The organism is Streptomyces sp. NPDC050743, from assembly GCF_044456925.1.
GTDB lineage: Bacteria > Actinomycetota > Actinomycetes > Streptomycetales > Streptomycetaceae > Streptomyces.
Window position 1 is genome coordinate 1 of record NZ_JBITGJ010000155.1, and the last position, 11,644, is coordinate 11,644.

An 11,644-nucleotide genomic window follows, 5' to 3' on the forward strand; every position below is an offset into this window, starting at 1 on the left:
GGACGCCTGTACCTGCCGACGATCATGGACCCGGTCTACGGCTACCAGGTCACCAACGTCGAGGCGTCGATGTCGTCGCCGTCGTCGCTGCTGCATTGGACCCGCCGCATGATCGAGATCCGCAAGCAGAATCCCGCCTTCGGACTGGGGTCCTACAACGAGCTGCAGTCCACCAACCCGGCCGTGCTCGCCTTTCTGCGCGAGTACGAGGACGACCTCGTGCTGTGCGTCCACAACTTCTCCCGCTTCGCACAGCCCACGGAGCTGGACCTGAGCCGGTTCGGCGGGCGGCACCCGGTCGAGCTGTTCGGCGGGGTCCGCTTCCCGGCGATCGGCGAGCTGCCGTACCTGCTCACCCTCGCGGGGCACGGCTTCTACTGGTTCCGGCTGCGGCGAGAAGCGGCCTAGCCCCCTGGGGTGGGGCGGTTTCCACCGCCCCACCCGGGGCACGCATCAGTAACACCCCGACGAACCCGGGGAAAGGAAGTGACGCCCATGGCGGAAACGGTCACCTCTTCGGACACCACCCGTACCACCGGTCACCTCCTCGCTTCGCTCGATCCCCTGCTGCGCGAGTGGCTGCCGAGGCAGCGGTGGTTCGCCGGCAAGGGGCGCCCGGTCACCGGGTTCACGCCCGTGGCCGTCACCGAACTGCTGCCGCCCGACGGCCGGGTGGGCCTCTACCACCTGCTGCTGCGCGTCCACCAGCCGTCCACGCTGGGCGCCGAGACCCACCCGGGCGACTGCTACCAGCTGCTCATAGGCGTGCGCGAGGCGCTGCCGCCCCGGCTGGCGCCCGCGCTGATCGGACATGTGGAGGACGGGCCGCTCGCCGGACGCACGGTGTACGAGGCCCTGTACGACCCCCGGCCCGCCGAGGTGCTTCTGGAGGCCCTGCGCACCCGGGCCCGCATCGGCGGGCTGCGTTTCGAGCGGGACCCGCGCCAGGAGATACGCGAGGGCCTGGTGGCCCGGCTGATGACCGCCGAGCAGTCCAACTCCTCGGTGGTCTACGGCGACACGTTCATCCTGAAACTGCTGCGTCGGGTGGTGCCCGGCGTCAACCCCGACCTGGAGATACCCCTGGCACTGGCCCGCGAGGGCTGCCCCCGGGTGCCCGCGCCGACGGCCTGGCTGCACGCCGAGCTGGACGAGGAGTCGTATGTGCTGGCGGTGCTCCAGCCCTTCGTCAGCGGGGCGAGCGACGGCTGGGAGCTGGCGCTGCGCGAGCTGGCCAAGGGGGAGGACTTCGCGGCCGAGGCGCGGGGGCTGGGCCGGGCCACCGCCGAGGTGCACACCGCGCTCGCCCGCGCCCTGCCGACGGTCACCCTCGGCCATGTGCAGCTGCAGTCGCTGGCCGACGGGATGACCGAGCGGCTGGCGGCGGCCGTCCAGGCGGTGCCCAGCCTGCGGCCGTACGAGGGCGGACTGCGCTCGGCCTACGCGGCGCTTGCCTCCCTCGCCACCGAGGGCCGCACCTGGACCGCCCAGCGGATCCACGGAGATCTGCACCTGGGCCAGTGCCTGCGCTCCCCGTCCGGGGAGTGGTCGCTGATCGACTTCGAGGGCGAGCCGGCCAGGCCGCCCGCCGAACGCCGGATGCCGCAGCCGCCGGTGCGGGACATCGCGGGGATGCTCCGCTCCTTCGACTACGCGGCCCACTCCGTCACCCCGCCCGCGCCGGACTGGGCGCGCGTGTGCCGGGCCGCCTACTGCTCCGGGTACGCGGAGGTGGCCGGCCGCGATCCGCGCACCGATCCGGTGCTGCTGCGGGCCTACGAGACCGACAAGGCGGTCTACGAGATCGTCTACGAGGCCCGGCACCGCCCCGACTGGCTGCCCGTACCGCTCTCGGCGATCCGTCGCCTCGCCGCGTGAAGACCAGGAGGCTCGTCCGTGACCCCGAAGGGCAAGAAGCACACCAAGACCAGGGAGAAGACCGTTCCCCGGCAGAAGGTGCCGGCGCACGAGCGGCCGGCGGCCGGTGTCTCACCCGCCGACCGTGAGCGGCTGCTGCACGGCACCCACCACGCCCCGCACTCGGTGCTGGGCGCGCACCCGGTGCCCGGAGGCGTGGCCTTCCGGGTCTTCAGGCCGTACGCGCTGTCCGTCACGGTCGTCACCGGCGAGCTGCACGCCGAGCTGCACGACGACGGAGAGGGGTTCTTCTCGGGGCTGCTGCCGCTGGGAGCCGTACCGGACTACCGGCTGCTGGTGGCGTACGAGGGGAACGTCCTGGACACCGAGGACCCCTACCGGTTCCTGCCCACCCTCGGCGAGCTGGACCTGCACCTGATCGGCGAGGGCCGGCACGAGCAGCTGTGGCGGGCGCTCGGCGCGCACGTCACCACCCATCAGGGGGTGTCCGGGACCCGGTTCGCGGTGTGGGCGCCCGACGCGCAGGGTGTACGGATCACGGGCGGCTTCAACTTCTGGGACGGGACCGGCTTCCCGATGCGCTCGCTGGGCTCCTCCGGGGTGTGGGAGCTGTTCGTGCCGGCGATCGGCGCGGGCGAGGTGTACAAGTTCGAGATCACCCGCCCGGACGGCTCGCGCACCCTGCGCGCCGATCCGCTGGCCCGCCGTACGGAGGCGCCGCCCGCGACCGCGTCGATCGTGGACGTCTCGCGGCACGAGTGGGCCGACGCGGAATGGATGGCGCACCGGGCCGACACCCCGGTGCACGCGGCGCCCTTCTCCGTCTACGAGGTCCACCTGCCCTCCTGGCGCCCCGGCCTGACCTACCGGCAGCTGGCCGAGCAACTCCCGGCGTACGTACGGGAGATGGGCTTCACGCACGTGGAGCTGATGCCGGTCGCCGAGCATCCCTTCGGCGGCTCCTGGGGCTACCAGGTCACCGGTTTCTACGCCCCGACGGCCCGGCTCGGCACCCCGGACGACTTCAGGTACCTGGTGGACCGGCTGCACCAGGCCGGCATCGGGGTGCTGATGGACTGGGTGCCGGCGCACTTCCCGCGCGACGACTGGGCGCTGGCCGAGTTCGACGGGCGCCCGCTGTACGAGCACCACGATCCGCTGCGGGCCGCGCATCCGGACTGGGGCACCCTGGAGTTCGACTTCGGCCGCCGGGAGGTGCGCAACTTCCTGGTGGCGAACGCCGTGTACTGGTGCGAGGAGTTCCACATCGACGGGCTGCGCGTGGACGCGGTCGCCTCCATGCTCTACCTGGACTACTCGCGCGAGCCGGGCCAGTGGACCCCGAACGAGCACGGCGGGCGGGAGAACCTGGACGCCGTCGCCTTCCTGCAGGAGATGAACGCGACCGTGTACCGGCGTTGCCCGGGCGTGGTGACCATCGCGGAGGAGTCGACGGCCTGGGACGGCGTCACCCGCCCCACCCACCACAAGGGCCCGAGCGGCTTCGGCGGGCTCGGCTTCGGCCTGAAGTGGAACATGGGCTGGATGCACGACTCACTGGAGTACATGAGCCACGAGCCGGTGCACCGCAAGTACCACCACCACGAGATGACCTTCTCGATGGTGTACGCCTACAGCGAGAACTACGTCCTGCCCATCTCCCACGACGAGGTCGTGCACGGCAAGCGGTCCCTGGTGTCGAAGATGCCCGGCGACTGGTGGCAGCAGCGGGCCAACCACCGCGCGTACCTGGCCTTCATGTGGGCCCACCCCGGCAAGCAGCTGCTCTTCATGGGGCAGGAGTTCGCGCAGGGCGCCGAGTGGTCCGAGGCGCACGGCCCCGACTGGTGGCTGCTCGACCCGTCCTACGGCGCCGAGGCCGACCACCGGGGCGTACGGGATCTCGTACGGGACCTGAACGCGCTCTACCGGGCGACCCCGGCCCTGTGGCAGCGGGATACCGACCCGGCGGGCTTCCAGTGGGTCGTCGGGGACGCGGCGGACGACAACGTCTTCGCCTTCCTGCGCCTGGACGCCGACGGCAACCCGCTCCTCGCGGTCTCCCACATGTCCCCGGTGGTCCGCCACGACTATCGGCTCGGTGTCCCCGAGGACGTACCCGCCTGGCACGAGTCGCTGAACACGGACGCCGTACGGTACGGCGGCGGCGATGTCACCAACCCCGACATCGTCAAACCGGAGCCGCAGGGATGGCACGGCCGCCCGGCGAGCATCCGGCTGACCCTCCCCCCGCTGGCAACGGTCTGGCTCCGGCCCGCCTGACCGGGCGGGGCGCGCCTTATAGTGCACTCGGATCAACTTGGGTGCACCACGGGGGGATTGAGGCACGTGCGACTCCGGAGATCGGTGACCGCTCTGCTGTGCGCCGTGGCCGTCCTGCTGCTGGGCGGCTGCGGCACACGGGTGGCCGGAGGGGCCTCGCCCACTCAGACCGGGCCGATCCCGTGGACCACCTTCGGGCCTTCCGGAGTCACCGGTGCCCGGATCGGCGCCGACCACCGCACGCTGAGCCTGGACACGCGCGTGCCGAGCGGCGAGCACCCGTGCGTGCGGGACCTCAAGGCGGTGGACACCGACGCCGAGTACGGCACGGTGCCGGGCACCGTGCATGTGCAGATCACCTTCAGCTCCCCGTCCGGTGACAGGCGTTCCGGGTGCACCAAGGAGAAGACGGCCACGGTCCGGGTACGGCTGCCCGAGCCTCTGGGCAAGCGGGAGCTGGTGGTCGACAACGACATCGTGTTCACCGCCGACGGCGCCGAGCCGCCCGCGCTGCGGCTGTGCGGGGAGCTCGGCTGCCACCCGCCGGCCACGGGCTGCACCACCGCCTCCTACGAGCAGGCGATGATCACCGTCGACGCCCCCATGCACTCCTACCGGGACGCCGAGCACTGCGACGGAAAGTGGCTGGTGCTGGACTTCTCCTGGCGCACCGGACCGGCGTGCGACGCCGACGACAAGAACCCCGCCTGCACGTCCCGCCTCGGCGACCGCTACTTCTTCCGGGCCGAGCGAGCCGGCTGGAAGCCGTTCTTCGAGAGCGCGGCCGGCGGGTGCCGGGCCGTGCAGCGCAGGGAACCGGCCTTCCCGACCGCGCTGTGCGCGTCACTGGAGCCACTGTCCTCCGCGCTGCACCCGAGCTACCCGCCGCCGTCGCCCAGCGGCGGATCCCCTACTCCCCGGTGACACCCGCGGCCAGCGCCTCGGGCAGCTCGTCCCTGTACAGCACCCCGAGCCGCTGGGTGGCCCGGGTCAGGGCGACGTACAGGTCGCTCGTGCCGTAGCGGGCCGGCTCCACCACCAGGACCGAGTCGAATTCGAGGCCCTTGGCCTGGCGGGGGTCGAGGAGGACGACCGTGCGGGTGAGGTCGGGCTCGGCGCCCGCCGTGACGCCGTCCAGCCGGGCCGCCAGGCGGCGGTGCAGCTCGCGCGGGGCGATGACGGCGAGGCGGCCCTCGGCCGGGGTGAGTTCGGCGACCGCCTTGGCCACGGCCTCGGACAGATCGCCGTCGGCCCGCCGCACCCAGGGCGGTACCCCGGTCGACCGGACCGAGCTCGGCGGCTCGAAGTCCGGGTTCTCGGCGCGGACCACGGCCGCGGCCAGCTCCATGATCTCGGCCGGGGTGCGGTAGTTGACGCCGAGCCGGGTGTGCTCCCAGCGGTCCTCGACATAGGGGCCGAGGATGTCCGCCCAGGCGCCGACACCGGCCGCCTCGGCGGTCTGGGTGGGGTCGCCGACCAGGGTCATCGAGCGGGTCGGGCTGCGCCGCATCAGCAGCCGCCACGCCATCGGCGACAGCTCCTGCGCCTCGTCCACGATGATGTGCCCGAACGCCCAGGTCCGGTCGGCCGCGGCGCGCTCGGCGGCGCTGCGGTGGTCCGCCTCCTCCTGCCGCTCGGCGAACCGCTCGGCGTCGATGATGTCGTGGGCGGACAGCACCTCCGACGCGTCCGGGTCGCCGTCCTCCTTGTCCTCGAACTCGTACGTCCGGGAGGCATAGGACACGTCCAGCACGCCCTGGGCGTAGGCGATCTGGGTCTCTCGTTCGCGCTCGGCACGGGCCCGTGCCGAGCGCTCGTCCTCGCCGAGGAGTTCGGCCGCCTCGTCCAGGAGGGGGACGTCGGCGACGGTCCAGGCACGGGTCACCGGGCGGCGGACGGCGGCCGCGTCCTCGTCGCTCAGATAGCCGTCCGGCTCCGCGAGGAAGTCGGCGACGAGCCGCTGCGGGGTGATCCGCGGCCACAGCTGGTCGATCGCGGACCACACCTCGGGGTTCTCGGCGAGTTCGTCGCGGATCTGGGTGATGTCGGAGGCGTCGAGCAGGCTGCTGCCGTCGTACGGGTCGGTGCCGACGCGTTCGGCGTACAGCTCGGTGAGGGTGTTGAGGATGTGGCCCTCGAAGTGCTCGCGGGCGGCGTTGTGCGGCAGCTTGGCGGCGCGGGTGCGCTCCCGGGCGACGGAGACCAGACCGTCGTCGAGCATCAGGACCTCGCGGTCGTGCTCGATCGCGATCACCGGGTCCGGCAGGGCCTGCCGGTCGCGTACGACGGCGGCAAGCACGTCGGCCATGTCGGCGCGGCCCTTCACGGCGGCCGCCTCGGGGGTGTCGGTGGCGGTCGCCTTCACCCCGGGGAACAGCTCGCCGACCGTGGCCAGCAGCACCCCGGTCTCACCGAGCGAGGGCAGCACCTCGCCGATGTAGCCGAGGAAGGCCGGGTTGGGGCCGACGATCAGCACGGCCCGGCGGGCCAGCAGCTCCCGGTACTCGTAGAGGAGGTAGGCGGCGCGGTGCAGCGCGACCGCCGTCTTGCCGGTGCCCGGCCCGCCCTCGACCACCAGCACCCCCCGGTACGGCGCCCGGATGATCTCGTCCTGCTCGGCCTGGATGGTCTGCACGATGTCGCTCATGCGGCCGGTGCGCGCCGAGTTCAGCGCGGCCAGCAGGACGTCGTCGCCGCTGTGGTCCTCGTACCCCGTGCGGGTGGCGTCGCCGAGGTCGAGGATCTCGTCGTGCAGGGCGGTCACGGCGCGGCCCTCGGTGCTGATGTGCCGGCGGCGGCGCAGGCCCATCGGGGTGTGCCCGGTGGCCAGGTAGAAGGGCCGGGCGACGTCGGCCCGCCAGTCGATGAGGACGGGGGTGCGCTCGGCGTCGTCCTCACGCAGCCCGATCCGGCCGATGTGGTGGGCGGTGCCGTCGGCCAGGTCGATCCGGCCGAAGCAGAGCGAGCCGTCGACGGCGTTCAGCGCGGCGAGCAGCCCCGAGCGCTCGGCGACCAGGATGTCCCGCTCCAGCCGGGCCTGCATGGGCTTGTCGCCCTGGGCGAGCGCGTCCGCGACCGAGGTCTCGGCCGCGCCGCGCAGTACGTCCACGCGCGCGTACAGTCCGTCGATGAATTCCTGCTCGCGCCGCAATTCATCGTCCGGAAATTCGGTGTTTGACAATTCCGCTCCCGCCCGGATATACTCTGCTCAGTGAACTTCTCCGCAGCTTCACTCAATTGAAGTCGCGAATCACTGAATATACGCACAGAAATCCCCCGAGCGCAATTGCTCAGGGGATTTTTTTCGTGGGCGGCCGTGCTTTACAGCACGTCGGCCAGCTCTTCCATGAGGCGCCGCTTGGGCCGCGCCCCCACCATCGACCGCACCGGCTCACCGTCCCGGAAGACCATCAGGGTCGGCGTGGACAGCACCCCGTAGGCGACCGTCGTCCCCGGATTGCGGTCGACGTCGATCTGCACGACCTTCAGCCGGTCGCCCTCCTCAAAGGCGATGTCCTTCAGCACCGGCGCGAGCTGTCGGCACGGACCGCACCAGTCGGCCGTGAACTGCACCAGCACCGGCAGCTCGGAGCCCCGCACCTCCGTCTCGAAATCCGCGTCCGTCACCTCGGTCAGTCCGCTCACCAAACTCATCGCGCAAAGCCTCCCAGCTCGCATGCGGGCTCCGGGCCACCCGGAACCAGCGCCTCGACGGCCAGCGCGTCCCGGGCCAGCTCGGCCCGCCGCAGCTGCCCGGCGACCGTCTCCCGCACCGCCGACAGCTGCCCGATCAGCGCGTCCAGCTCCGCCAGCTTGCGCCGGTAGACCTGGAGGGAGGCCGGGCAGGAGTCGCCCTCCGGATGCCCGGCGCGCAGGCACTCCACGAAGGGCCGCGTCTCCTCCAGCTCGAAGCCGAAGTCCTGCAACGTCCGGATCTGCCGCAGCAGCCTGAGGTCGCCCTCGTCGTAGGTGCGGTGTCCCTTGTCGTCACGCCGTGCGGGCAGCAGCCCCCGTGCCTCGTAGTAGCGCAGGGTGCGGGTGCTGGTCCCGGCCCGTGCGGCCAGCTCGCCGATTCGCATGCCTACGACCGTAGGTGTTGACGTCGGCGTCAAGGCAAGCGGTGCCTCGCTTCAGTCCGGCGGCAGGAGCGGTTTGTGGCGCACCGGCGAGGACAGCACGATGGACGTCGTGGTGCGGCCCAGCGCCGAGGTCTGCTCCAGGACCTCCTCCAGGTGAACGGTGTCGGTGACGGCGACCTTGAGGATCCAGCAGTCGTCGCCGACCACGTGGTGCACCTCGGTGATCTCGGGGCGCTCGATCAGCTCCAGGGTCCTCGGGTGCTTGAGGGTGCAGCCGCCGTGCGCGAGGCCGCCCAGGGCCGGGTCCGGGCGGGCGCGGCGGACCCGGTGCTGACGGAGGAGGAGCCGGCGCGGCTGACGGCGGCCGCGCCGGCCCGGTGAGGCCCCGCGCCCCGTGATCGTCGCTCAGCGACAGAGCTCGTCGAGGTCCTCGGCGAAGGACGGGAACTCCGCCTCGGCCGAGGCGACGATCTCCGGGATCGGGCGGCGCGCGGTGGTCGCGTGACGGGCGGCGAGGCCCGCCAGGGCCGGGTCCGGCCGGGCGCTCCAGCCCTCCTCGGGCAGCAGGGCCTGCCGGGGGCCGTAGCCGTCGGCCAGGACCCACAGGAAGTCGGACAGGTTCCCCGCGACGACACCGGCCTCGCCCTCGGAGCCCAGGAACACCACCGGCTGCTCGACCAGGCGCCGCCCCGGCCGGGCGCACCACACGGCGGCGAGACCGCCGGAACCGTCCTTGCCGAAGACGCGGTACGCGACGCCGTCGACGTCGGGGTTGCCGGTCCACAGCCGCAGCCAGTGGGTGGTGTCCTCGGCGGAGTCGAAGGCGTCGTACGGCTCGAAGTCGACACCGTTGCCGTCGTCGTGGTCGAAGCTCGCCTCGGCCACCTCGGCCAGGGCGGGAGGCAGACGGCGGTCGTCCTCGGTCCCGACGCGCATCACACGGCCAACCCCGCCGACTCCTCGACCTCCATCAGGGAGGCGCTGTGCCGCTCCTCGTCGAAGGCCCTGCGGCCGCCGCGGAGGCCGAACAGGCGCTTGGCCAGGGCGATGTAGAGGACCGCGAGGATGTTCAGGACGAGGGTGGCGATCTTCAGGTAGCTGACCTTCTCGGTGAGTTCGTAGATCTCCAGGGGGAGGAAGGCGGCGGTGGCGACCACCGTCAGGTACTCCGCCCAGCGCTTGGCGTGCCAGAGGCCGACCGCCTCGACCAGCTCGATCAGCGCGTAGGCCAGCAGCAGGGCGGCGACCAGCAGCAGCGTGGAGTGCTTGTAGCCGAACGCCTTCTGTATGGAGCCGACGACCGGCGAGTGGTCGAGGTCGTAGTGGAAGTGCCGGAAGACCGGACGGAAGACGTCCAGGTACTCGTTGAACAGCCGACGCACCGCGTACTGGCTGTTGCTGAACTTCCACACCGCGACCGCGACCAGCACGATGAACACCCCGCGCACGGCCCGCTCGATCGCGAGGAAGCGCAGGATGAACAGGTCGCGCAGGACCTTGCCGCGCGGCACGAGCGGGGCGTCCGCGGCCGGCCCCGAGCCGTGCGGCTCCCCCAGCACGAAGTCACCGCAGCGCAGGCAGCGCCACACCTCCCCGAGCGCGGTCTCGGCGTGCAGCCGGATGCGCAGCCGGGGGTCGTCGGGCGCGTAGGTCACATGGCCCTTGCGCGCGCAGGTCCGCCGGTCCCAGTCGATCTTCATTCCCCCGTGCCTCCACTTACACGTACTGACTCGTCACACGTATCCGATGCCACGCACGAACGTGCCGTTCCGGTTGCTTCGGAGCGGCACGTTAGTGGATGGAGGCGGGAATCGGTCAGCCGGCCGAGCTGTGCACCGGTTCCCTCTCCTCGGTCTTCACCTCCGGCGCGGCGGCTTCACGGCGCGGCAGCAGGACGGCCACGAGGACCGTGCCGATGCCGAGGATCACCGCGCCGACCAGGCTGGTGTGCGCGACGGCGGCGGAGAAGGAGGAGCCGACCGCGTCCGCCATCTGCCCGGCGCCGGCGGCGAGTTGGGCGGCCTGCTGCTTGAGCTGTGCGGCCTGCTGGGGGTCGGTGGCCGCTGCCGCCTGTGCGGCCAGTGCGTGGGCCTTGTCGCCGATGCCCTGCGCGACCGCGTACCCGGCGCCGACCGAGTCCTGCGCGGTGTCCAGGGCGTTCGCCGGGAGCTTGCCGCCCGCGGTGGTGTCGGCGAGGTGGTTGCCGTACGAGGTGGCGAGCATCGAGCCGAGGAGCGCGATGCCGAGGGAGCCGCCGAGCTCCAGCGAGGTGTCGTTGACCGCCGCCGACGCCCAGCTCGGACTCCGGGAAGGCGCCCATGATGGCGTCGGTGCAGGGCGAGAGGGCGAGGCCGATGGCGAGGCCCAGGATGATCAGGGGGGCCAGGAAGTCGGCGTACGTCGAGGCCGCGTCGACCCGGGTCAGCAGCGCGAGGGCCGTCGTGCCGCCGACCATGCCCGCGGTGACGGTCCACTTCATGCCGACGCGCGGGGTGAGCCAGCCGGTCAGCGCCGACCCGGCGAAGACCGCGCCGGCCAGCGGCAGCATCCGTACGCCGGTCTCCAGGGCGTCGTAGCCGAGGACGAACTGCAGGTGCTGGGTGAGGTAGTAGAAGGCGCCGAAGACGGCCAGGAAGAACAGGGCCACGGCCAGGTTGGAGCCGGCGAAACGGCGGTGCGCGAAGCGGCGCACGTCCAGGATCGGGCGGGGGTGGCGCAGCTCCCAGAGGACGAAGGCGACCAGGCCGGCGCCCGCCACGACCGCCGCTGTGATCGCCTTCGCGCCCCAGCCGAAGTGCGGGCCCTCGATGATCATGTAGACCAGCGAGCCGGTCCAGATCACCGACAGCAGTCCGCCGACGTAATCGATGCGGTCGTGATGGCCGGCCCTGGAGGGCGGGACCAGGACGAAGGCGGCGACGAGCGCGACGGCCGCGACGGGCACGTTGATCAGGAAGGTCGAGGACCAGCCGTGGTCGCGCAGCAGGGCTCCGGCGACCACCGGACCGGCGGCGATGGCGAGCCCGGCGGTGGCGGTCCACAGGGTGATCGCCTTGGCCCGCTCCGCCCGCGGGAAGGTCGCGGCGAGCAGGGAGAGCGTGGCGGGCATGATCAGCGCCGCGCCGACGCCCATCACGGCGCGGGCGGCGATGATGGTCGCCGCGCTGTCGGCGAGGTAGCCGAAGACGGCGCCGGCGCCGAAGACGAGGAGTCCGAGGACGAGCGCGCCGCGCCGGCTGTACTTGTCGCCGATGGCGCCGAGCAGCAGCATCAGCGCCGCGTAGGGGACGGTGTAGGGAGCCGTAAATTAACTACTGGCTGCTTCGATCATGTTGTCGTGCTGCTCGATCACGCTCTTCAGGGCTTCGAGGGTGCGCGGTGGGTGGGTCTGACGGGTGAGGATC

Annotated in this window: 10 protein-coding genes and 2 pseudogenes; 5 read left to right on the forward strand and 7 right to left on the reverse strand. The window is 72.0% G+C overall.

The window, feature by feature from the left end; genetic code table 11:
• The 4 genes from ACIBJF_RS48575 to ACIBJF_RS48590 all read left to right on the forward strand — a co-directional run.
• A partial coding sequence (locus ACIBJF_RS48575) for an alpha-glucosidase C-terminal domain-containing protein (RefSeq protein WP_399184303.1) occupies positions 1–408 on the forward strand: 408 nt, incomplete at its 5' end.
• A gap of 87 nt (positions 409–495) precedes the next feature.
• Positions 496–1,878, forward strand: a complete 1,383-nt coding sequence (locus tag ACIBJF_RS48580; RefSeq protein ID WP_399184304.1) for a maltokinase — start codon at positions 496–498, stop codon at positions 1,876–1,878.
• Between the two features lie 78 nt (positions 1,879–1,956).
• On the forward strand, positions 1,957–4,161 hold the full coding sequence (gene glgB / locus ACIBJF_RS48585) for a 1,4-alpha-glucan branching enzyme (RefSeq protein ID WP_399184310.1): 2,205 nt from the start codon (positions 1,957–1,959) through the stop codon (positions 4,159–4,161).
• 66 nt (positions 4,162–4,227) lie between these two features.
• Entirely contained in the window at positions 4,228–5,085 is an 858-nt protein-coding gene (locus ACIBJF_RS48590; RefSeq protein ID WP_399184305.1) for a hypothetical protein, read from the forward strand.
• Here the strand turns inward: ACIBJF_RS48590 and ACIBJF_RS48595 are convergent.
• From ACIBJF_RS48595 to ACIBJF_RS48610, 4 genes and pseudogenes are all read right to left on the reverse strand, one after another.
• The gene (locus tag ACIBJF_RS48595; protein WP_399184311.1) at positions 5,072–7,312 is read right to left on the reverse strand and encodes a HelD family protein; all 2,241 of its coding nucleotides are present in this window, start codon (positions 7,310–7,312) and stop codon (positions 5,072–5,074) included. The genes ACIBJF_RS48590 and ACIBJF_RS48595 overlap by 14 nt on opposite strands.
• 170 nt (positions 7,313–7,482) lie before the next feature.
• Complete coding sequence (gene trxA / locus ACIBJF_RS48600; RefSeq protein WP_351800117.1) at positions 7,483–7,815, reverse strand: thioredoxin; 333 nt, start codon at positions 7,813–7,815, stop codon at positions 7,483–7,485.
• Positions 7,812–8,240, reverse strand: coding sequence for a MerR family transcriptional regulator (locus ACIBJF_RS48605; protein ID WP_399184306.1), 429 nt, complete (start codon positions 8,238–8,240; stop codon positions 7,812–7,814). Before ACIBJF_RS48605 ends, trxA begins: the two co-directional genes overlap by 4 nt.
• Positions 8,241–8,291: 51 nt before the next feature.
• A pseudogene (locus ACIBJF_RS48610) lies at positions 8,292–8,522 on the reverse strand (Lrp/AsnC ligand binding domain-containing protein); the annotation flags it as partial.
• Here ACIBJF_RS48610 and ACIBJF_RS48615 point away from each other — a divergent pair.
• Positions 8,499–8,621: a hypothetical protein gene (locus ACIBJF_RS48615; protein WP_399184307.1), complete on the forward strand. Its 123-nt coding sequence runs from the start codon at positions 8,499–8,501 to the stop codon at positions 8,619–8,621. The pseudogene ACIBJF_RS48610 and the gene ACIBJF_RS48615 sit on opposite strands and share 24 nt — an antisense overlap.
• Positions 8,622–8,645: 24 nt before the next feature.
• On the opposite strand, the gene ACIBJF_RS48620 is transcribed toward ACIBJF_RS48615, so the two are convergent.
• From ACIBJF_RS48620 to ACIBJF_RS48630, 3 genes and pseudogenes are all read right to left on the reverse strand, one after another.
• A complete protein-coding gene (locus tag ACIBJF_RS48620; protein ID WP_399184308.1) occupies positions 8,646–9,176 on the reverse strand; it encodes an SMI1/KNR4 family protein in 531 nt (176 codons plus the stop codon).
• Positions 9,176–9,940, reverse strand: coding sequence for a DUF2127 domain-containing protein (locus ACIBJF_RS48625; RefSeq protein ID WP_399184309.1), 765 nt, complete (start codon positions 9,938–9,940; stop codon positions 9,176–9,178). The genes ACIBJF_RS48620 and ACIBJF_RS48625 overlap by 1 nt, the downstream gene beginning before the upstream one ends.
• Positions 9,941–10,055: 115 nt before the next feature.
• A pseudogene (locus ACIBJF_RS48630) lies at positions 10,056–11,535 on the reverse strand (MFS transporter); the annotation flags it as partial.
• Positions 11,536–11,644 lie beyond the last annotated feature (109 nt).